This is a genomic window from Xanthomonas sp. GW (genome assembly GCF_014236815.1).
Taxonomy (GTDB): Bacteria; Pseudomonadota; Gammaproteobacteria; order Xanthomonadales; family Xanthomonadaceae; genus Xanthomonas_A.
In genome coordinates, this window is record NZ_CP051189.1 from 3,414,139 (window position 1) to 3,435,955 (window position 21,817).

20 protein-coding genes are annotated in these 21,817 nt (G+C 69.0%); 17 read left to right on the top strand and 3 right to left on the bottom strand.

Annotation, left to right across the window (positions count from 1 at the left end):
- Positions 1-118: 118 nt before the first annotated feature.
- Positions 119-742 carry a DUF998 domain-containing protein gene (locus HEP73_RS14605; RefSeq protein WP_185820526.1) on the bottom strand — a complete coding sequence of 208 codons (624 nt, stop codon included), beginning with the start codon at positions 740-742 and terminating at the stop codon, positions 119-121.
- 209 nt (positions 743-951) lie between these two features.
- Here HEP73_RS14605 and trxA point away from each other — a divergent pair, with 209 nt between their 5' ends.
- On the top strand, positions 952-1,815 hold the full coding sequence (gene trxA, locus HEP73_RS14610) for a thioredoxin (protein ID WP_185820527.1): 864 nt from the start codon (positions 952-954) through the stop codon (positions 1,813-1,815).
- Between the two features lie 152 nt (positions 1,816-1,967).
- The gene (locus HEP73_RS14615; RefSeq protein WP_185813358.1) at positions 1,968-2,417 is read left to right on the top strand and encodes a DUF4442 domain-containing protein; all 450 of its coding nucleotides are present in this window, start codon (positions 1,968-1,970) and stop codon (positions 2,415-2,417) included.
- Between the two features lie 26 nt (positions 2,418-2,443).
- Here HEP73_RS14615 and HEP73_RS14620 read toward each other — a convergent pair whose 3' ends face one another.
- Positions 2,444-3,784, bottom strand: a complete 1,341-nt coding sequence (locus tag HEP73_RS14620; RefSeq protein ID WP_255423508.1) for a hypothetical protein — start codon at positions 3,782-3,784, stop codon at positions 2,444-2,446.
- Positions 3,785-3,871: 87 nt separating this feature from the next.
- Between HEP73_RS14620 and HEP73_RS14625 the strand changes: the two genes are divergently transcribed.
- From HEP73_RS14625 to HEP73_RS14635, 3 genes are all read left to right on the top strand, one after another.
- Positions 3,872-4,549, top strand: a complete 678-nt coding sequence (locus tag HEP73_RS14625) for a DUF502 domain-containing protein (RefSeq protein ID WP_185813359.1) — start codon at positions 3,872-3,874, stop codon at positions 4,547-4,549.
- Positions 4,550-4,559: 10 nt separating this feature from the next.
- A complete protein-coding gene (locus HEP73_RS14630) occupies positions 4,560-5,333 on the top strand; it encodes a queuosine precursor transporter (RefSeq protein ID WP_185813360.1) in 774 nt (257 codons plus the stop codon).
- A gap of 292 nt (positions 5,334-5,625) precedes the next feature.
- Positions 5,626-7,497 (top strand): DUF885 domain-containing protein, encoded by a 1,872-nt coding sequence (locus HEP73_RS14635; protein WP_185820528.1) that lies wholly within the window; start codon positions 5,626-5,628, stop codon positions 7,495-7,497.
- A 167-nt stretch (positions 7,498-7,664) separates the two neighbouring features.
- Here the strand turns inward: HEP73_RS14635 and mmuM are convergent, their stop codons facing one another.
- Complete coding sequence (mmuM, locus tag HEP73_RS14640; protein ID WP_185820529.1) at positions 7,665-8,618, bottom strand: homocysteine S-methyltransferase; 954 nt, start codon at positions 8,616-8,618, stop codon at positions 7,665-7,667.
- 221 nt (positions 8,619-8,839) lie between these two features.
- Between mmuM and HEP73_RS14645 the strand changes: the two genes are divergently transcribed.
- The 12 genes from HEP73_RS14645 to HEP73_RS14700 all read left to right on the top strand — a co-directional run bounded on the left by HEP73_RS14645 (position 8,840) and on the right by HEP73_RS14700 (position 21,290).
- Positions 8,840-9,205, top strand: a complete 366-nt coding sequence (locus HEP73_RS14645) for a VOC family protein (RefSeq protein ID WP_185820530.1) — start codon at positions 8,840-8,842, stop codon at positions 9,203-9,205.
- Between the two features lie 2 nt (positions 9,206-9,207).
- A complete protein-coding gene (gene gloA2, locus HEP73_RS14650; protein WP_458309689.1) occupies positions 9,208-9,597 on the top strand; it encodes an SMU1112c/YaeR family gloxylase I-like metalloprotein in 390 nt (129 codons plus the stop codon).
- A gap of 152 nt (positions 9,598-9,749) precedes the next feature.
- Entirely contained in the window at positions 9,750-10,643 is an 894-nt protein-coding gene (locus HEP73_RS14655; RefSeq protein ID WP_185820532.1) for an ABC transporter ATP-binding protein, read from the top strand.
- A gap of 13 nt (positions 10,644-10,656) precedes the next feature.
- The gene (locus HEP73_RS14660) at positions 10,657-14,262 is read left to right on the top strand and encodes an ABC transporter permease/M1 family aminopeptidase (RefSeq protein WP_185820533.1); all 3,606 of its coding nucleotides are present in this window, start codon (positions 10,657-10,659) and stop codon (positions 14,260-14,262) included.
- A 220-nt stretch (positions 14,263-14,482) separates the two neighbouring features.
- The gene (locus HEP73_RS14665) at positions 14,483-14,935 is read left to right on the top strand and encodes a DUF2147 domain-containing protein (RefSeq protein WP_185820534.1); all 453 of its coding nucleotides are present in this window, start codon (positions 14,483-14,485) and stop codon (positions 14,933-14,935) included.
- 188 nt (positions 14,936-15,123) lie between these two features.
- Entirely contained in the window at positions 15,124-17,193 is a 2,070-nt protein-coding gene (gene metG / locus HEP73_RS14670; protein WP_185820535.1) for a methionine--tRNA ligase, read from the top strand.
- Between the two features lie 95 nt (positions 17,194-17,288).
- Positions 17,289-17,891, top strand: coding sequence for an HAD family hydrolase (locus HEP73_RS14675; RefSeq protein WP_185820536.1), 603 nt, complete (start codon positions 17,289-17,291; stop codon positions 17,889-17,891).
- Positions 17,892-17,934: 43 nt separating this feature from the next.
- Positions 17,935-18,351 carry an Rnf electron transport complex subunit RnfB gene (gene rnfB, locus HEP73_RS14680; RefSeq protein WP_185820537.1) on the top strand — a complete coding sequence of 139 codons (417 nt, stop codon included), beginning with the start codon at positions 17,935-17,937 and terminating at the stop codon, positions 18,349-18,351.
- A 295-nt stretch (positions 18,352-18,646) separates the two neighbouring features.
- Positions 18,647-19,435: a hypothetical protein gene (locus HEP73_RS14685; protein ID WP_185820538.1), complete on the top strand. Its 789-nt coding sequence runs from the start codon at positions 18,647-18,649 to the stop codon at positions 19,433-19,435.
- Positions 19,436-19,523: 88 nt separating this feature from the next.
- Entirely contained in the window at positions 19,524-19,895 is a 372-nt protein-coding gene (locus HEP73_RS14690; RefSeq protein ID WP_185820539.1) for a DUF4345 domain-containing protein, read from the top strand.
- A gap of 58 nt (positions 19,896-19,953) precedes the next feature.
- Positions 19,954-20,511, top strand: a complete 558-nt coding sequence (locus HEP73_RS14695) for a sigma-70 family RNA polymerase sigma factor (RefSeq protein ID WP_185820540.1) — start codon at positions 19,954-19,956, stop codon at positions 20,509-20,511.
- Positions 20,508-21,290 carry an anti-sigma factor gene (locus tag HEP73_RS14700; protein WP_185820541.1) on the top strand — a complete coding sequence of 261 codons (783 nt, stop codon included), beginning with the start codon at positions 20,508-20,510 and terminating at the stop codon, positions 21,288-21,290. Before HEP73_RS14695 ends, HEP73_RS14700 begins: the two co-directional genes overlap by 4 nt.
- Positions 21,291-21,817: the final 527 nt, after the last annotated feature.

Below are 21,817 nucleotides of genomic sequence, written 5' to 3' on the forward strand. Positions count from 1 at the left end.
GACGGGGAAAACCACGCTTGCCGCGCCGGCCGGCATGGCCGAACGAACACGAAACGGCCTTGCGCCGGGCGGGTTGGATGCGCTGCGGGACAGCGCCGATTGCGCGGCGGCGGCGGTTTCAGCCGCGGCGCGGCAGCGCCTGCGGCCCGGGCCAGCAGGCCAGCAGCGCCAACCAGGCCCACCACAGCGCGAACACCAGCCGCTGCGCCACCGCCGCCGACAGCAGCGCGTCCAGTGCGAACGCGCCGAGCGCGGCCAGCAGCGCCACCGCCAGCGCGGCGCGCGCCCAGCCGCGCGCGCCGGGCTGGCGCCAGGCGCCGAAAGCCAGCAGGCTGGCCGCCGCCACCAGCGCCACCACCCACAGCAGCCAGGCGCTGGCATGCAACTGGGTGGCGCGCGACTCCAGGTCGGCCGGGTCCAGCGGCAGCAGGCCCATGCCGGCGAAGGCCAGCCCGGCCAGCAGCAGCAACTGGCCGCCGACGCGCAGCGACCAGGGCGCGCCACGGCCGCTGCGCTGCAATAGGCGCAGCGCCAGCGCCACCGCCAGCGCCCCGGGCAGCACGAAGGCCAGCAGGTCGAAGGCCCCGGCATGGGCGATGCCGCTGGCGCCGAGCAGCGCGACCGGATGCGACCACGGCAGGTAGCCCGGCAGGGCCAGTCCGAAGCCCACCACCGCGGCCACGGCGACCAGCGCCAGCAACGGCCCTGCATAGCGCAGCGCCTGATCGTATCGGTTCGCCATCATGTCTCCGGGCATCTGCGCCGCCACGCCACCGCGGCGCGCCAAACGCCCATTGTCGCCGCTGCGGCCGTGGCTGGCACCCTGCGTGCCCGCCACGGCCGCGATCGCCGCGGCGCCTGCGCGGAGGCCATCGCCGCCCTGCGCACCCTTGCGTCGCCGCCGGTCTGCCACCATAGAACTGAATCTTCTTCGCCAGCCACGATGCCCCCATGTCCGACATGCCCCACGTTTTCGACGCCAAGACCGAGACCTTCGAAGCGGAAGTGCTGCAGAAATCGCTGCAGACCCCCGTGCTGGTGGACTTCTGGGCGCCCTGGTGCGGCCCGTGCAAGACCCTGAGTCCGATCCTGGAGAAGCTGGCCGCCGAGTACCACGGCGCGTTCGAGCTGGCCAAGGTCGATGTGGATCAGGAGCAGCAGATCGCCGCCGCGTTCCAGATCCGCTCGGTGCCGACCGTGTTCCTGGTCAAGGACGGGCAACTGGTCGACGGCTTCCCCGGCGCCATGCCCGAAGGACAGCTGCGCGAGTTCCTGACCCAGCACGGCATCGCGCCGCTGCCGGCGCCGGCCGAGGTCCAGGACGACGCGCCCCCAGCGCCGCTGGACCCGCACGCCGAGGTGCTGCGTTTGCGCGACGCGGTGGCCGCCGAGCCGGACAAGGACGAACTGAAGCTGGACCTGGCGCTGGCGCTGGTGAAGACCGGTGCGGCCAGCGAAGCCGAGGCGCTGATCGACGCGCTGCCGGCCAACCTGGCCACCGACGAACGCGCGGTGCGGGCGCGGGCGCGACTGGGCTTCGTCAGCGCGCTGCAGTCGGCGCCGCCGCTGGAATCGCTGCAGGCGGCGATCGCGCAGGACCCGGCCGATCTGAAGTCGCGCTACCTGCTCGGCGTGCAGCGCCTGGTCGGCGGCGAGGACGAAGCGGCGCTGGAGCAGTTCCTGGAGATGCTGCGCCAGGACCGCAGCTTCGAGGACGGCCTGCCCAAGAAGTCGCTGATCGACGCGTTCCGGGTGATCGAGGACGAGGACCTCGTCGGCCGCTACCGGCGCAAGATGTCGGCGCTGTTGTTCTGAAGCTTGCACGGAAGGCAGCAACCGGCCGTGCCTATGTCAGGCCGGCCGTTGCGTGACGTGGAGGCGGCGCACCGGCATTACCCGCCGCCCAATCCCACCATACCCATGCGAATGGTAAGCTCGCCCTCCCCTAGCGCCGCTCACCGTTCGCCATGAAAGCCTCCCTGTTCCGCCTGGGCCTGAACCTGTGGCCGCCGTTCCTGTTCGCCGGCATCCACCTGGTGGAGCTGAGCCCGGACTACCGCTATGCGCGGGTCGAGCTGCGCATGCGGCCATGGAACCGCAACTACGTCGGCACCCATTTCGGCGGCAGCCTGTTCGCGATGACCGATCCGTTCTGGATGCTGCTGGCGATGCAGAACCTGGGCAGCGCCTACTACGTCTGGGACAAGGCCGGCAGCATCGAGTTCGTGCGCCCGGGGCGCGGTACGGTGACCGCGCAGTTCCGCCTCGACGACGCACTGCTGGACGAACTGCGCACCGCCACCGCCGGCGGCGACAAGTACCTGCGCTGGTTCGACAACGAGATCCTCGACGCGCAGGGCGAGGTGGTGGCGCGCACGCGCAAGCAGCTGTACGTCAAGCGCAAGCCGGCGCGGTAATGCACGCGGCGCGCATGTCGCCATTTTCAGTTTCTGTGCGGCAGCCTGCTGCCCGGCAACGGCAAGCGCAGCGCATCGCCTTCGCTGTGGGCGTACAGCGCCACCTGCACGCCCTGCCCGTCGGCTGTCGCCTGCAGCGGACGCTGCGCCCCGCGCAGATCGGGCGGTAGCGCTGCCAAGCGCTGCGACAGCGGCTGGACGCCGGGATGCGCACGCAGCCACAGCAACGCCGAGGTCAGCCGCATCGCCGCAGCGGTATCCTGCAGCACCCGTTGCGCACCGCCGACGAAATTGGACGCCGGCAAGCTCACCAACGCGCATCCGAACTGATTGGCCAGGCAGGAGAACGGCGAGCCCACCGGTGCGGTCATCTGCGCCTGAGCCAACCGCCGGTCCGCGCGCAGGCTCGCACGCACGTCGGCCGCGCACGTCCGGGTGTAGGCAGGTGCGACCAGCGCCTCGCTGCGCGCGCGGTCGAACAGCAGGGTCACCCCCAACGCTTCGTACCAGCGCTCATCCGGCGCAGCGCGCGTGCGATCGAACGCGTCGAGCGACGCGAACAAGGCACGCGCCTCGCCACGCAACGGCCGGCATAGGCTGACCTCGTCGACCGACAGCGGCGCGAACGCCTGTGCGCACTGCGCCGGCAGCGCCTGCTGCGCGGGCAGCTCGGCGAGCATGGCGGCGAACAGGCGCGCATTGCCGCGCAACATCGCCGCCCCGATCGTCGTCGCCAGCATATTATCGCCACTGCGCAGCAAGACCCGCGCCACACTGGCGTCGTTGCAGACTCCGGCCAGGGCCGGATCGGTCCGACCCTCGACGAAATCCAGAGCGCGGCGCATCGGCGGCGTCTGCAGCACCGAGAACGCAGGCAGTGCCCCTTCCTGGTGCACCGGGAAGGGCGTGCGATAGCCCGATGCCGCCGTCGGCACCGGCATGCGCGCCAACAAGGCGTCCTGCGCCGCCAGCGCCTGCGCATAGTCCTGCCGCCGCTCACGCACCTTGGCCAGGCAATCGTCCTCGTCCCAATTGCAACGCGACACGCGCTCGGACGGCCAGTCCGGCGTGCGCGGATAATCGCTGGCCGCACTGCGCAACGGCTGCCCGGCCAGCCCCTGGCGGAACCTGCGCAAGTCTTCGTCGAACACCGCCTGCCGCTGCTCCGGCGGGATGGCGTAAGGCAGCAGCCACAGGTCGACGAACAGGTTCGGCCCCCGCAGCGGCGGCGACGCTTGCCGCAGTTGCGCCAGCGCAGCGCGCTGCGCCGCCGGCACCGGCCACCACCGCGATGCCAGATACAGCGCCACGGCCAGCAGCAGCACCGCGCCGAGGCCGCCCCCGATCCACTTTCCGATCCTCGCCACGCCGCTTCCCCAATCGCACCTGCACGGAGTGCGCCATCTTAGCGGTCGGGCGCAGCGGCAGGCGCAGCGCGCCGCTACACTAGGCGGATGTCACCCGATACCCCCGCTCCGCACCCCCGCCCGTCCCTGCAACGGCTGTTCTTCACCGGCCTGCTGACCCTGCTGCCGATCTGGCTGACCTGGGTCGTGGTCAAGTTCGTGTTCGTGCTGCTGTCGGGCATCAGCAGTCCGTGGGTGGTGCCGCTATCGGCGCGCATCGCCGCCTCGTTCCCGCGCGAGATGGGCTGGGCCACCGCGCTGTGGGTGCAGAACACCATCGCGCTGATCGCCACCCTGGCGGTGATCCTGCTGGTCGGCATCCTCAGCCGGCGGGTGATCGGGCAGCGCCTGCTGCGCTGGTTCGAGGCGGTCATGCGCCGCATTCCGCTGGCCAGCGTGGTCTACGACAGCGCGCGCAAGCTGCTGGACATCCTGCAGACCCAGCCTGGCAGCACTCAGCGCGTGGTGCTGATCGACTTCCCGCATCGCGACATGAAGTCGGTGGGCCTGGTGACCCGGGTGATCAAGGAACAGGGCACCGGCCGCGAGTTGGCCGCGGTGTACGTGCCGACCACGCCGAACCCGACCTCCGGTTACCTGGAGATCGTGCCGGTGGAGCTGCTGACCCCCACCGACTGGAGCGTGGACCAGGCGATGAGCTTCATCATCTCCGGCGGCGCGGTGGCGCCGGACAGCGTGCCGTTCACCCGCACCATGGACCGCTGAGGGAAGGCGCATGCGCAACGGCACGCTCGACGATCGCGCCGTCCGCCTGTTCATCGGCCTGGCCGCGTTCTTCTGCGTCAACGCGGCGCTGGCCGAATTCATCGGGGTCAAGATCTTCGCCCTGGAAGACACCCTGGGCATCGCGCCGCTGAACTGGAACCTGTTCGGCCAGACCGGCTCGATGAACTTCACCGCCGGCACCTTGCTGTGGCCGCTGGTGTTCATCCTCACCGACACCATCAACGAGTTCTTCGGCCGCCGCGGGGTGCGCTTCATCTCCTGGCTGGCGGTGGCGCTGATCGGCTACGGCTTCCTGTTCGCATTCGCGGCGATCGCGCTGGCGCCGGCCGGATTCTGGGTCGGCGCGGCGCAGAACCAGGGCGTGCCGGACTACCAGGCCGCGTTCGCGGCGGTGTTCGGCCAGGGCCTGTGGACCATCGCCGGCTCGCTGGTCGCGTTCCTGGCCGGGCAGCTGATCGACGTGGCGGTGTTCCACCGCATCCGCAACGTCACCGGCGAAAAGCACGTGTGGCTGCGCGCCACCGGCTCCACCGCGGTGTCGCAGCTGATCGACAGCTTCGTGGTCATCTACATCGCCTTCGTGCTCGGCCCGCAGCACTGGTCGATCCCGCTGTTCCTGGCGGTGAGCACGCTCAACTACATCTGCAAGATGCTGCTGGCGGTGCTGCTGATCCCGCTGCTGTACCTGATGCGGCGGCTGATCACCGACTACCTGAGTCCCGAGCGCGCCGAGCAACTGCGCGAGGAAGCCGCGGCCGACTGAGTGCGCGGATCGGCCGCGCCGATGCGGCAACGCGCGGATCCGCGCACCCGGATGGGTGCCGCATTCGCACGGCTGGCGCGCCGCCGGTGCGCCCGCCTTCTCGCCCATGCAAGGCCTGCGCAAACGCCAAGACAGCCGTCCGGCCTGAGTCGCGCGCGCCACGCGCACCCGCCGCCTCCGCCGCAAGGCCCACTGGCTGACCGGGTTTTTCCTGACCGTGCGCGCAGCGGTGGGTGGCCTCCACGGTGCGGATCGGGCAAGCTCCTGTGCTCGCTTGTCGTTGGAGCCCGTAATGCCGCCCAGCTTTCCCCGCCTGCTGTCGCTCGCCATCGCCGCCGTCCTGAGCCTGTCGTTGGCCGCACCGGCGGACGCGGCCAAGAAGAAGGCCGTCAAGAAACAGCAGACCGTGCAAACCCGCAGCAAGGCCAGGAAGGCGCGACCGGCGCCAGCGCCGGTGGTGTTGAGCAAAGCGCAGCAGCTCAACCGCCTGTACGACGACTACTGGGAAGCATCGCTGAAGCTCAATCCGCTGCAGGCTACGTTCCAGGGCGACAGCCGCTACAACGACCAGTTGCCCAATTTCCTTTCGCCGGCCTTCCGCCAGCAGTCGCACGACTTCACTGTGCTGTGGCTGGGCAAGGCCGAGGCGATCGGCAAGGACGGGCTGAGCGGGCAGGACCTGCTCAGCTACGAGATCTTCGTCAGCGATGCGCGCACGGCGCTGGAAGCGGAGAAATACCCGAGCTGGATGCAGCCGGTGAACCAGTTCTACAACGTCGGCAGCATCATGGTGATGCTCGGCTCGGGCACCGGCGCGCAGCCGTTCCACACGGTCAAGGACTACGACAACTGGTCGCGGCGCGCGCTCGGCATTCCCGTCCTGTTCGACCAGGCCATCGCCAACATGCGCGAGGGCATGAAGGCCGGCGTGGTGCAGCCGCGCGCCCTGGTGGAAAAGGTGCTGCCGCAGCTGGACTCGATCATCAAGCCCAGCGCCGAGGAGAGCCTGTTCTGGGGTCCGGTGCGCAACCTGCCGGCGGACATGCCCGAGGCCGACAAGCAGCGCATCACCGCCGACTACAAACGCCTGATCGAGTACCGGATCATGCCGGCCTACCGTGAGCTGCGCGGCTTCATCGCCACCGAATACCTGCCGGCCACGCGCAACACCGCCGGCGTCGGCGCGCTGCCCGGCGGCGCGGATTGGTATGCGTACAACGTGCGCCAGAGCACCACCACCGACCTGAGCCCGGCGCAAATCCACCAGATCGGCCTGGACGAGGTCGCGCGCATCCAGGCGCAGATCCAGGTGGTGATGAAGCAGGTGAAGTTCCGCGGCTCGATGCCGAAGTTCTTCAAGTTCATGCAGACCGACAAGCGCTTCAATTTCAAGAGCGAAGACGAGCTGCTGAGCTATTACCGCGGCCTGGAGTCGCGGGTGGACGCGGCGGTGCCGCGCCTGTTCGCGCTGAGGCCGAAGGCCGCGTTCGAGATCCGTCCGGTGGAGCCGTACCGCGCGCAGTCGGCCGCCAGCGGCTCGTACATGCGGCCCAGCGAGGATGGCTCGCGCCCAGGCATCTTCTACGTCAACACCTACGACCTGCCCAGCCGCAAGACCTGGGACGCGGAAGACCTGTACCTGCACGAGGCCATCCCCGGCCACCACTTCCAGCTCGGCCTGCAACAGGAGCTGAGCAACCTGCCCAAGTTCCGCCGCTTCGGCGGCGAGACCGCCTACATCGAAGGCTGGGGCCTGTACACCGAATCGCTGGGCAAGGAACTGGGCCTGTACCAGGATCCGTACAACTACTTCGGCTACCTGCAGAACGAGTTGTGGCGGGCGATCCGCCTGGTGGTGGACACCGGCCTGCACAGCAAGGGCTGGACCCGCGAGCAGGTGATCGACTACATGCTCGAGAACTCGGCCACCAGCCGCACCGATGCCGAAGCGGAGGCCGAGCGCTACATGGCCATCCCCGGGCAGGCGCTGTCCTACAAGATCGGCGAGATGAAGATCATGCAGCTGCGCGAATACGCCCGCACCCAGCTCGGCGCCAAGTTCGACATCCGCGAGTTCCATGCCGAAATCCTGAAGGATGGCTCGGTGCCGCTGGACGTGCTGCAGGAAAAGGTCGAGCGCTGGGTGGCGAGCAAGAAGGGCTGAGCGAGGCGACGCAGCCGCTGTAGGGGGGGCTTCGGCCCCGACCGGGTTTTATCGGTAGAGCGGTCGGGGCTGAAGCCCCTCCTACAGGGGATTCCCGCGCGTCGAGGCAGTCTGTATTGCTTCTGCAGAACCGACGCCGGCGGCACAGCGACACCGCGCTCGCCGGATCAACCGCTGTGCAACGCATTCGCGCGCAACCGCTGCGCCAGCTGCGCGATGGCGCGCGGCGTGGTGCGGCAGCAACCGCCGATCAGGCGGGCGCCGGCAGCGCGCCAGGCATCGGCATGACCGGCCAGACCGCAGGCATCGCCGCCGCCGTCATCCCAGCGCTTGCCCGCGGCGTCGTAGCGCTCGCCGGAGTTCGGATACGCCAGCAGCGGCAACCGGGTCAGCGTCGCCAGATGCTGCAGCGCTGGGGTGCACAACGCCGGCGCAACGCAGTTGACGCCGAGCGCGACCACCTGTGGATGGCCATCGAACAGCGCCATCACCTCGCGCAGCGGCGTGCCGTCGCTGAGATGCGCGGCATCGCGCAGGGTGAACGAAAACCACGCCGTGCTCTGCGGAAACTCCTGCAGCAACGCCAGCAGCACGGCGATCTCCGCCGCCGACGACTGCGTCTCGCAGGCCAGCAGGTCCACGCCCGCGTCGACCAGCGCGGCGATGCGCGGGCGGTGGAAGTCCAGCATCGCCGCCTGCGGCAGCGCGTAGTCGCCGCGGTATTCCGAACCGTCGGCCAGGTAGGCGCCATACGGCCCCACCGAGCCGGCGACCAGCAGTGGGCCGGCCTCGGGATGCGCGGCCAGATGGGCGTCGCGCGCCTGCAGCGCCAGCTGCGCGCTCAGCACGATCAGTTGCCGCGACTGCACCGGATCGATACCGCGCGCGGCGAATCCCAGCGGCGTGGCCTGATAGCTGGCGGTGATCGCGCATTGCGCGCCGGCTTCGAAATAGTCCTGGTGCACCTGGCGGATCAGCTGCGGCTGCTCGAGCAGCACCTTGGCCGACCACAGCGCATCGCCGAGATCGCAACCGCGCGCCTCCAGCTCGGTGGCCAGTGCGCCGTCGAGCACGATGCAGCGGTCGTCGGCCCGCAGCGCGGTCAATGGGTTGTGCGGCATGCTCGCGTCCTCGCGGGCGAAACGTGATGCCGCCATTGTGTCAGGCAGGGGCGGCTGCAAGAAATGTGGGCGCGCGCGTGCATCGCCCGTCACACATATGCAGATGGCGCCACCGCCGCATGCGAACGCCGATCTTCACCAGGCATCGCCCGGACGCACAGCTGACGCTGCGCTATGCTCGGCGCATGGCTGACCCTCTTCCTTCCTTACCGGAGCAGCGCATGACGTTCACCGCGTTGACGCCGATGCTGCGCAGCACCGATCTCGTCGCGGCGCTGGCGTTCTACACCGACACGCTGGATTTCCGCATCGACGGCGGCGGTGCGGACGCCGGCTGGGCATCGCTGCGGCACGGCCCGCTGGCGCTGATGCTGGCCACGCAACAAGCACCTACCGGTGCGGCGGCTGCCGGTTTTCCCGGCTCGCTGTACTTCCGCACCGACGACGTCGACGCCTGGTGGCAGCGGCTGCAGCCGCACGCACGCATCGCCTATCCGCTCGAGGACTTCGCCTACGGCATGCGCGAGTTCGCGATCCACGATCCGGACGGCCACCTGCTGCAGTTCGGCCAGGCGCTGTGCCGATGAGCCTGACCCTGCGCGGCGTGCACCACGTGGCGATCATCGCTTCCGACTACGTGCGCTCGAAGGATTTCTACTGCCGCATCCTCGGCCTGCGCGTGATCGCCGAGGTCTACCGCGACGCGCGCGACTCCTGGAAGCTGGACCTGGCCCTGCCCGACGGCACCCAGATCGAACTGTTCTCCTTCCCCGCACCGCCGCCGCGCCCCAGCCGCCCGGAGGCCTGCGGCCTGCGCCACCTGGCGCTGCGCGTGAACGACCTGGACGCCGCCGTCGCCCACCTGCAGGCGCACGGCGTGGTCACCGAACCGATCCGCGTCGACGAGTACACCGGCCGCCGCTTCACTTTCTTCGCCGACCCCGACGACCTGCCGCTGGAGCTGTACGAGATCGGCTGAGCGGCGCCATGCCTGGACCGTCCAGCCCCGTTGCACATCCACCCGCGGCCGCACTCGCCGGCGCGCAGCGGCGCCGCTGGCAATGACTTCCGGCGCATGCGGCAACGCACGATCGCGCCAATACTCGGATATCGACCAGGGGAAGGTGCGCCATGCTGCAGATCCGCGAGCTGTCCAAGACCTACGCCAATGGCGTCCATGCGCTCAAGGGCGTCACCCTGGACATCCCGCGCGGCATGTTCGGCCTGCTCGGCCCCAACGGCGCCGGCAAGTCCTCGTTGATGCGCACGCTGGCTACGCTGCAGGAAGCCGATTCCGGCAGCGCCACGCTCACCACCGCCGACGGCCAGACGATCGATGTGCTGCGCGACAAGGACGCGCTGCGGCGCAAACTCGGCTATTTGCCGCAGGATTTCGGCGTCTATCCCAAGGTCAGCGCGCTGGACCTGCTCGACCATTTCGCGGTGCTGAAAGGGCTCACCGAGCGCCGCCAGCGCAAGGAGCTGGTCGAGGGACTGCTGCAGCAGGTCAACCTGTGGGACGCGCGCAAGCGCAAGCTGGGCACCTATTCCGGCGGCATGCGCCAGCGCTTCGGCATCGCCCAGGCGCTGCTCGGCAATCCGCAGCTGGTCATCGTCGACGAGCCCACCGCCGGCCTGGATCCGGAGGAACGCAACCGCTTCCTCAACCTGCTGGCCGAGATCGGCGAGAACGTGGTGGTGATCCTGTCCACCCACATCGTCGAGGACGTCACCGACCTGTGCCCGGCGATGGCGATCATGAACAAGGGCCAGGTCCTGCTGACCGGCCGCCCCGCCGACGCGATCGCCACGCTCAGCCAGCAGGTCTGGCGCAAGCAGGTGGCCAAGAGCGCGCTGGCGGAGTACGAAGCGCGCTTCACCGTGCTGTCCACCCGGCTGGTAGCCGGCAGCCCGGTGATCCATGTGTTCAGCGCCGAGTGCCCGGAAGCGGGCTTCGAACCGGTCTCGCCCGACCTCGAGGACGTGTATTTCCAGCGCCTGCGCCAGCAAGCGCGGGCCGCCTGACGGAGCGCCGACCATGATCCTGGCTTTCCTGCGCTTCGAGCTGCGCGAGCAGTTGCGTTCTCCCCTGCTGTGGCTGCTGGCCGCGCTGCTCGCCCTGCTCGCCTTCGGCGCCACTTCCAGCGACGCGGTGCAGATCGGCGGCGGCATCGGCAACGTCTACCGCAACGCGCCCTCGGTCATCGCCACGATGATGACCGTATTCACCCTGATCGGCCTGCTGGTGGCCACCCTGTTCGTCAGCAATGCGCTGCTGCGCGACTTCGAGCTGGGCACGGCCGAACTGGTGTTCTCCAGCCCGGTACGGCGCCGCGACTACCTGCTCGGACGCATCGGTGCGGCCTTGCTGGCCTGCATGGTGATGTACCTGATCGTCGCGTTCGGCATCTTCATCGCCCAGTTCATGCCATGGATCGACCCGGTCCGGCTGGGGCCGGTGGCCGTCTCGTCCTACCTGTGGACGCTGGCGGTGATGGTGCTGCCGAACGTGCTGTTCGCCACCGCGCTGCTGTCGCTGCTGGCGGTGACCGCGCGCAACATCCTGTGGGTGTACGTCGGCGTCATCGTGTTCCTGGTGCTGTACGGGGTCAGCCGCGCGGTGCTGGCCGACCTGGACAACGTCTGGGCGGCCACCCTGTCCGACCCGCTGGGCATCCGCGCGCTGGCGCAGACGCTGCGCTACTGGTCGGCGGAAGAGCGCAATCACAACCTGCCCGAACTCAGCGGCTACCTGCTGGCCAACCGTGCGCTGTGGCTGGGCGTGTCGGTGCTGCTGTTCGCGGCGACCTTCGCCCTGTTCCGCACCGAACGCAGCGGTACCCGCCGCCGTTTCGGCCGCAAGCAGCCGACGTCGGCCGTCGCGGCGCCCGTGGCTGCAACCGTGACCGCTACGCGCGCCGTTCACCTGCCTGCCGTCGTGCCGTTCGCGCAAACCGGCGCCGGCTGGCGGCAACTGCTGCGGCAGGTGCGCTTCGACACCCTGGGCGTGTTCCGCAGCGCGCCGTTCGTGGTCCTGCTGCTGCTCGGCATCGCCAACTTCGTGCCGCAGGCCTTGTTCGGCGGCAGCCTCTACGGCACCGACATCTGGCCGGTGACCTCGATCATGCTGCAGGGCCTGCAGAACAGCTACAGCTTCCTGCTGGTGATCATCGTGCTGTTCTACGCCGGCGAACTGGTGTGGAAGGAACGCGGCGTGCGCATCGACGGCATCACCGATGCGATGCCGGTCCCGAACTGGGTGCCGCTGCTGGGCAAGCTGTTGACCCTGATCGCGGTGATCGCGGCGTTCCAGGCGGTTGGCGCGCTGGCTTCGGTCGCGGTGCAGTTGGGCAAGGGCTATACCCAGATCGAGCCGCTGCTGTATCTGAAGACGCTGGCGCTGGGTTCGGTGTTCTACGTGTTGATGGGCGGCATGGCGCTGGTGCTGCAGGTGCTGAGCAACAACAAGTTCTTCGGCTATGCGCTGCTGATCCTGCTGCTGATTGGGCAGGTGGCGCTGTCGATGCTCGACTACACGCAGAGCCTGTACAACTTCGGCAGTTGGCCGAATGCGCCGTACTCGGACATGAACGGCTTCGGCCACTTCCTGCCCGGGCAACTGTGGCTGCAAAGCTATTGGGGCCTGTTCCTGCTGACCTTGCTGTTGCTGGCGGCCGCGTTCTGGCCGCGCGGCGTCGGCAACGGACCGCGCCAGCGGCTGCGGCTGGCGCGGCAGCGCCTGCGCGGCGGCGCCGGGGTCGCGACCGCGCTGTCGCTGCTGGCGTTCGCCGCGGTCGGCGGCTGGATCTACTGGAACAGCAATATCTACAACACGTTCCGCTCGCCCGATCAGGAACTGGACCTGCAGGCCCGCTACGAGCGCGACTACCGCAAGTACAAGGACCTGCCGCAACCGCGCATCGTCGCCGTGACCAACCAGGTCGATCTGCACCCGGAAACGCAGTCGGTCGTGGTGGATGCCACCTGGGCCGTGCGCAACACCCACGCCACGCCGATCGCCGACGTGCACCTGGGCATGAGCGGCGAGGATGGCGACAACACCTTGGTCGCGGTGGACCTGGGCGGGCAGACCCTGGTCAAGCACGACAAGGCGCTGGGCTACCGCATCTACCGGCTGACCACGCCGCTGCAGCCCGGCGAGCAGCGCAGCTTCCGCTTCCGTGTCGATCGCCATCCGCATGGGCTCACCGTGCGCCAGGCGCAGAGCGAGATCGTGGGCAACGGCAGCTTCTTCAACAGCAGCATGCTGCCGTGGTTCGGCTACAACGAGCAGCAGCAGATCGAGGACCGCAACGAGCGCCGCAAGCGCGGGCTCGGCGAACCCACGCGCATGCCCAAGCTCGAAGACCAGGCCGCGCGCGCCAACACCTATATCAGCGACGATGCCGACTGGATCGATTTCGCCACCACCATCTGCACCGCGCCGGACCAGATCGCGCTGGCGCCCGGCTATCTGCAGAAAGAATTCAGCCGCCAGGGCCGGCGTTGCTTCAGTTACGCGATGGACCGGCCGATGCTGAATTTCTACGCCTACCTGTCGGCACGCTGGCAGGTGAAGAAGGCGCGCTACAAGGACATCCCGATCGAGGTCTACTACGACGCCAAGCATCCGTACAACGTGCAGCGGATGATCGAGGGCGTGCAGAAGTCGCTGGCCTACTACGAGCAGCACTTCACCCCGTACCAGCATCATCAGGTGCGCATCATCGAGTTCCCCGGCTACCAGAGCTTCGCCCAGTCCTTCGCCAACACCATCCCGTACTCGGAGTCGATCGGCTTCATCGCCGACCTGCGCGACCCGGACGATATCGACTACGTGTTCTACGTCACCGCGCACGAAGTGGCGCATCAGTGGTGGGCGCATCAGGTGATCGGTGCCAACGTGCAGGGCGCGACGATGCTGTCCGAATCGCTGGCGCAGTACTCGGCGCTGATGGTGATGGAGCAGGAGTACGGACGCGCGCACATGCGCCGCTTCCTGAAGTACGAACTGGACCGCTATCTGAGCGGGCGCGGTGGCGAAAGCCTGGAAGAGCTGCCCCTGTACCGCGTGGAGAACCAGCAGTACATCCACTACCGCAAGGGTTCGCTGGTGTTCTACCGGCTGCGCGAGGAGATCGGCGAGCAGGCGCTGAACCGCGCGCTGCACAAGTTCCTGCTGGCAAAGGCCTTCCAGCAGCCGCCCTACACCACGTCGGCCGAGCTGTTGCAGTTCATTCGCGCCGAGGCACGCCCCGAGCAGCAAGCGCTGATCACCGACCTGTTCGAGAAGATCACCTTCTACGACAACCGGGTCGAGGCGGCGAGCGCGCGCAAGCGTGCCGATGGCCGCTACGACGTGACCCTGAAGTTGCACGCCGCCAAGCACTATGTGGACGGCAAGGGCAAGGAGCGCGACGGCGCGCTGGACGACTGGATCGAAGTCGGCGTCTTCGCCAAGGGACCGTCGGGCAAGGAACGCGACGAGCAGGTGCTGTACCTGCAGCGCCTGCACGTGACCACCGCCGCGCCGACGATCACGGTGACCGTGGAACGCTTGCCCAGCGAAGCCGGCTTCGATCCGTACAACAAGCTGATCGACCGGGTCTCGAACGACAACCGCAAGCAGGTGACGCTGCAGTAACGGGGGCTGCCGCTTCGGCGGCGGCGGGCGCGCCGGCGGCCAGCGGGGGGCCACGCGCCGCCGCTTGGATCGCGCGGCGCCGCCAGCCGCCGGCCCGGCAGCGCCGGCGACTCGCTGAACCGCCCGCGGCCGGCGATTCCCAGCACCATACGCTTGGGTATACAGTCGGCCCAGGTCGGCAGTGCGCCGACCGCTTCGCACACACCCTGGGAGGGGACACATGCGCACCACCTTCAAGACCCTGCTGCTGGCCCTGCCGTTGAGCGTGGCCGCGTTCGTCGCGCAGGCCGCCGACACCTCGCCGGTCGGCCGCTGGCAGACCATCGACGACGAAACCGGCAAGCCCAAGTCCATCGTGCAGATCGAGCAGGCCGGCAACGGCACGCTGAGCGGCAAGGTCGTCGAAATCCTGCAGTCCAACCACGGCCCGAACCCGCTGTGCGACAAGTGCGACGGCGCGCAGAAGGGCAAGCCGATCAAGGGCATGACCATCCTGTGGGGGCTGAAGCCGGACGGCACTGCGGTATGGAGCGGCGGTTCGGTGCTGGACCCGGCCAAGGGCAAGACCTACAAGGCCAAGGTCACCCTCACCGACGGCGGCAAGAAGCTGCAGATGCGCGGCTACATCGGCATTGAGGCGCTGGGACGGACGCAGACCTGGATCAGGGAGTGAAGCGCCGGGATTCGGCATTCGGGATTCGGGATTGGTAAAAACGGGGCGCCTTCGGGCGCCCTTGTTTTTTCAGGCAACCACTACGCACCTGCAGCTACCGGGATACCTCCAATCCCGAATCCCCAATCCCCAATCCCGGCTTTCCAGACTAGTGCGATAATCGCGATCCCCCAGGATCGCCGTTCGCCATGACCCGCACCGCTCTCGTCACCACTGCCCTGCCCTATGCCAATGGTCCGCTGCACCTGGGCCATCTGGTCGGCTATATCCAGGCCGACATCTGGGTGCGCGCGCGGCGGCTGCGCGGCGACCGCACCTGGTTCGTCTGCGCCGACGACACCCACGGCACGCCGATCATGCTCGCCGCGGAGAAGGCCGGGGTCACCCCGGAAAACTTCATCGCCAACATCCAGGCCAGTCACGAGCGCGATTTCGCCGCGTTCGGGGTGGCCTTCGACCATTACGACTCGACCAACTCGGCCGCCAACCGCGCGCTGACCGAGGCGTTCTACGCCAAACTCGAGGCTGGCGGGCACATCGCGCGGCGCTCGGTGGCGCAGTTCTACGACCCGGCCAAGGGCATGTTCCTGCCCGACCGCTACATCAAGGGCATCTGCCCCAACTGCGGCAGCGCCGACCAGTACGGCGACAACTGCGAGGTCTGCGGCGCCACCTATGCGCCGACCGAGCTGAAGGAGCCCAAGTCGGTGATCTCCGGCGCCACCCCGGAACTGCGCGACTCCGAGCACTTCTTCTTCGAAGTCGGCCGCTTCGACGGCTTCCTGCGCGAATGGCTGGCCGGCGACGTGGCCCTGCCCGGGGTCAAGGCCAAGCTGATGGAGTGGCTGGACAGCGAGGGCGGGCTGCGCGCCTGGGACATCTCGCGCGACGCGCCGTATTTCGGCTTCGAGATCCCCGGCCAGCCGGGCAAGTATTTCTACGTGTGGCTGGACGCGCCGATCGGCTACCTGAGCAGCTTCCAGACCCTGTGCGCGAGCCTGGGCGAAGCGTTCGAGCCGCACCTGGCCGCCGGCACCGCCACCGAACTGCACCATTTCATCGGCAAGGACATCGTCAACTTCCACGGCCTGTTCTGGCCTGCGGTGCTGCACGGCACCGGCCACCGCGCGCCGACCCGGCTGCACGTCAACGGCTACCTGATGGTGGACGGCGCGAAGATGTCCAAGTCGCGCGGCACCTTCGTGATGGCGCGCACCTACCTGGATGTGGGCCTGGAGCCTGAAGCGCTGCGTTACTACTTTGCCGCCAAGTCTTCCGGCGGCGTGGACGATCTGGATCTGAACCTGGGCGACTTCGTGGCTCGGGTCAATGCCGACCTGGTCGGCAAGTTCGTCAACCTGGCCAGTCGCTGCGCCGGCTTCATCGACAAGCGATTTGGCGGCCAGCTGGCCGACGCGCTGCCGGACCCGGCGCAGTACGCGCGCTTCGTCGCCGCGCTGGCGCCGATCCGCGACGCGTACGAGCGCAACGACGCGGCCAGCGCGCTCCGCCAGACCATGGCCCTGGCCGACGAGGCCAACAAGTACATCGACGAGCACAAGCCGTGGGTGATCGCCAAGCAGGACGGTGCCGACGCGCAACTGCAAGCGGTGTGCACGCAAGGCCTGAACCTGTTCCGGGTGCTGGCCGGCGCGCTGAAGCCGGTGCTGCCGCGCACCAGCGCCGAAGCCGAAGCCTTCCTGTCCGCGCCGCTCAGCGCCTGGGAAGACCTCGACGCGCCGCTGCTGGCGCACGTCATCCAGCCCTACACCCCGCTGTTCACCCGAATCGACCCCAAACTGATCGACGCCATGACCGACGCCTCCAAGGACACCCTCGCTCCCGCGCCCGCCGCGACCAAGCCGGCGCCAGCCAAGCCCGAAACGAAGGCGGTTGCCAATCCCGAATCCCCACTCCCGAATCCCGGCCTCATCGGCATCGACGATTTCGCCAAGCTCGACCTGCGCATCGGCAAGGTGCTGGTGTGCGAATTCGTCGAGGGTTCGGACAAGCTGCTGCGCTTCGAACTGGACGCCGGCGAACTGGGCAAGCGGCAGATCTTCTCCGGCATCCGCGGCAGCTACGCCGAGCCGGAAAAGCTGGTCGGCCGCAGCGTGGTGTTCATCGCCAACCTGGCCCCGCGCAAGATGCGCTTCGGCCTGAGCGAAGGCATGATCCTGTCGGCCGGCTTCGACGGCGGCGCGCTGGCGCTGCTCGACGCCGACAGCGGCGCGCAGCCGGGGATGCCGGTGCGTTGAAGGCTGGGATTCGGGATTCGGGATTGGGGATTCGTTGAAGCGGATCCCTTGCTCGATCCGCGCCATGACCTGCCTTTGCGAATCCCCAATCTCCAATGCCCAATCCCGGCTCCCTGGCCCTGTTCGACTTCGACCACACGGTCACTACCACCGATACCTATTCGCGGTTCCTGCGCCGCGTCGCCACGCCGCGGCAGCTGGCGCGGGCGAAGTGGTCGGTGGGGCCGTGGTTGGCCGGGTATCGGCTGGGCCTGGTGTCGGCGCAGGCGATACGCAGGCGGGTCACGCGGATCGTGTTCGCCGGCCGCGCCGCAGAAGAGATCGCCGCGCACGCCCGGGCGTATGCGCGCGAGGTGCTGCCGACGCTGCTGCGCCCGGAGATGATGCAGCGCATCGTCTGGCATCAGGCGCAGGGCGACAGCGTGGTGCTGGTGTCCGGGTCGCTGGACCTGTACCTGCGGCCCTGGTGCCAGCAGCACGGGCTTGAGCTGATCTGCAACCGCCTGGAAGCGCGCGACGGCCAGCTGACCGGGCACTATGCCGATGGCGATTGCGGGCCGCACAAAGCGCGGCTGATCCGCGCGCGCTACGATGTGGGCGCCTATCCGCGCGTCTACGCCTACGGCGACAGCCGCGAAGACCGGCCGATGCTGGCGCTGGCCCACGAGCGCTGGTACGGCGGACGCCGCATCGCCTGACCCTCGCCCTGCAGCGCGCCGCATCCGACGCGCCGAATCCGCCATGAAGCCCGACCAAGACCAGCTGCTGGAACGCCTCGATCGCCTGCTGCCGCAGACCCAATGCGGCCAATGCGGCTTCGATGGCTGCCGCCCGTACGCCGAGGCGATGGCGCGCGGCGCGGCGCAGGTGGACCGCTGCCCGCCCGGTGGCGATGCCGGCGCGCGGGCGCTGGCGCGCGTACTCGGCAGCGGACCGCTGCCCTATGACCGCGGCCGCGGCACGCACAAGCCGCCGCAGGTGGCGTGGGTGATCGAGGCCGACTGCATCGGCTGCACCAAGTGCATCCAAGCTTGCCCGGTGGACGCCATCGTCGGCGGCGCCAAGCACATGCACACGGTGCTGGCGCCGCTGTGCACCGGCTGCGAACTGTGCGTGCCGGCCTGCCCGGTGGACTGCATCGAGCTGCGCCCGGTCTAGCCGCGCGATCCGCCCCCGCGCAGCTCGGGCCGCGCTTGGCTTGCGCGTGCATGGTGCAAGCAAGTGGGATGAACACGTGTCCACGCCCGCGAGATGCGGCAGCACCGTGCGGCCGCGCCAGCGCGCCTGCGCCGGGCTTGCCGTGCCAGTTGCCGGCTCGCGCCGCGCGACCTGACGCGACCTGCCCGGAATAGACGACGCGCCCTGGCGTCCGGCATCGGCACGACAGTCAGCGCATCCGGATCGGCGCCGGCTGCGTATTGACAGCTGTCACCGTCTCGCGGAAGCGCCACGCATGCCCATGCCGATCGCCACGTCTCCCCTCGTCCGCGCGCGCCTGCCGCTGGCCGCCGCTGTGTGCCTGGCCACGCTGGGCATCGCCGCCCCGGCGCGGGCGATGCTGCACTACGACGGCCTGGCCTATGTGCCGAACGGCCAGCAACTGCTGTACCGCGAGAGCCACTGGGTGCGCGACGATGGCGCGCGGCTGGTGCTGTACCGCTGCGCCGACGGCACGCCGTTCGCGCGCAAGCGCATCGCCGACGGCAGCATCGCCCCGGATTTCGAACTGATCGACGCGCGCAGCGGCTACCGCGAAGGCGTGCGCCGTGCCGGCAGTGGCCGGGTGATGTTCAGCCAGCGTGACGGCGAGCCGGAACGCAGCGCGCCATTGCCGGCGACGGCGGCGCCGCAGGTGATCGATGCCGGGTTCGATGCCTTTCTGCGCCTGCATTGGGACGCGTTGAGCCAGGGCACGCCGCAACGCGTCGCCTTCGTGTTGCCCAGCGCCTTGCGCACGCTGGAATTCCAGATCAAGCCCGCGGCGGCCGACGCCGGCGTGCAGCGCTACACGCTGTCGGTGGACGCCTGGTACGGCGGCGTGCTGCCGAATATCACGGTCGCCTACGCGCACGACGATCGCCGCCTGCTCGAGTTCCGCGGCATCGGCAACGTCCGCGACGCGCGCGGCCGCTACGCGCAGGTGCGTATCGATTTTCCCGAGCGGCTGCGCGGCCAGGCCGACGACGCCGCATGGAACCAGGCGCTGCAGCAACCGCTGGTCGCGCAATGCGGCGCGCGCTGAAGCGCGTCGGCGCCGTCTTCACGCCTGCGTCCCTCGCGGACGCTACACCCATGCAACCGCATCGTCCCTCTCCCGACAAGGAACATCCATGGCCAAGGCCTATCTGTGGTTCAACGCTGCGCTGTACGCGATCCTGGCGCTGTGGTGCACGCTCCTGCCGGCGCAGACCGCCGCAGCGGTCGGCTACATCGGCCTGGACCGCTCCGGGCAGTCCGAATACCTGGTCATCTACGGCGGCCTGCAATGGGGCATGGCGTTCCTGTTCGGCTATTTCGCCCGTAGCGGGCAGATCCGTACCGGGCTGCTGCTGGCGCTCGCCTTCTATGTGCCGATCGTGCTCTACCGCAGCGCCAGCCTGCTGCGGCTGTGGCCGGTCGGACCGACCACCACCGGCCTGGCCGTGTTCGAAATCGCGCTGCTGCTCGCCGCGCTCGCGCTGTGGCGCGGGCAGCGTCGCTGAGCGACGCGCGCGCCGAAAGCCTGTAGCATCGCTGCCACCTTCGCCACCGCTCCCCGGCATGACCGAGACGCCCGATCACGACGAAGCAGGCCAATTGCTGGTCGCCACTGCGGCCGGCGACAGCGCCGCGTTCGAACGCCTGTACCGCAGCACCTCGCCGCGCCTGTTCGGCGTGTGCCTGCGCATCGTGCCGCAGCGCGGCGAAGCCGAAGACGTGCTGCAGGAAGTGTTCAGCTCGGTCTGGCGCAAGGCCGCGCAGTTCGATCCGCAGCGCGCGCGCGGCCTGACCTGGCTGACCATGATCGCGCGCAACAAGGCCATCGACTACCTGCGCGCGCGTGCGCCGGCGCGGCAATCGGTGGCGCTCGACGACGCTGGCGAACTGCACGACGACGGCCGCGATCCGCTGGCCGAGACCGAATGGCGCGTCGCCGGGCGACGCCTGGACGTGTGCATGGGCGAACTGGAACCGCCGCGCGGCGATCTGATCCGCACCGCGTTCTTCGAGGGCATCACCTACGAGGAACTGGCCAACCGCAGCGGAACGCCGCTGGGCACGGTCAAGAGCTGGATCCGGCGCGGCCTGGCCAAGCTGAAGGCGTGCCTGGAACGATGAATGCATCCGTGCCCGATCCGCAGGAAACCCTGCCGCCGCGCGACGTGCTGGCCGGCGAATACGTGCTTGGCGTGCTCGATGCGCCCGAACGCCGCGCCGCCGAACAACGCATCGACGCCGACGCCGAGTTCGCCGCGGCGGTGACGCAATGGCAGCAGCACCTGATGCCGCTGGCCGACGAGATCGCGCCGGTCGCGGTGCCGGAACGCGTGTGGGTGCGCATCCGCGCATCGCTCGGCCTGGATGCGCCGGCGCCGCGTGCGCCGACGCCATCGCCTGGCTTCTGGGAAAGCGTGCGCACCTGGCGTTGGCTGAGCGCCGGCGGCTTCGCCACCGCAGCGGCCTGCATGCTCACGCTGATGGTCGCGCGTCAGCCGCTGCCGCCGCAAACGCCCACGCCGCCGGTCGCGACAACGCCAGCCGAAACCGGCATCGCGATGACCTCGACGCTGATGCAGGACGACGGCAAGCCCGGCTACGTGGTGCTGATGGACGCCGACAAGAAGCGCATCACCCTGACCCCGCTGGCCGGCAGCCGCGACGCCGCGCGCGTGCCGGAGCTGTGGCTGATCCCGGCCGACGGCAAGGCGCGCTCGATGGGCGTGTTCGACGACGCGCAGGCGCGCGCGGCGCGCATTCCCGACGCGCTGATGCCGTTGCTCAGCGACGGCGCCTTGCTGGCGGTGACGATGGAACCCCCCGGCGGCGCGCCCGGCGGCGTCGCCACCGGCCCGGTCGTGGCCAAGGGCGGCATCAGCACGCTGCGTCTGGCGCCGTAGGCAACAGCCGCGCACTGCATCCCTTCCTCCTCCGGGGGGAAGGTGCCCCGAAGGGGCGGATGAGGGTACGGGCGAAGCCTCACAGATCCAGATGCGCCAGCCTATTCGTGCCGACGCACCCTCACCCCAACCCCTCTCCCGATGGGAGAGGGGCTAACGCGGCCTGCGCTTTCAGTGCGCCACGCTTGACGCCGTAGACAAAACAACACGGCATCGAGACCAAGACACCATGCTCCCTTCTCCCTCCGGGAGAAGGTGCCCCGAAGGGGCGGATGAGGGTACGGGCGAAGCCTCGCAAATCCAGGCACGCCAAGCCTGTCCGTGCCGGCGTACCCTCACACAACCCCTCTCCCGGTGGGACAGAGGCTTGAGCGATGTGCATCGATGACGCCCTCGGCTCTCGCGCTGCACGTGATCACCAAAAGCATCGCGAACCCGCACATTCACCCGGCCACCACTCGCGCGCAGGCAGCATCGCCGCAGCCGTCGCGCATGCGCCGGGCAGCCTGATCCTCCGACGATTCCGA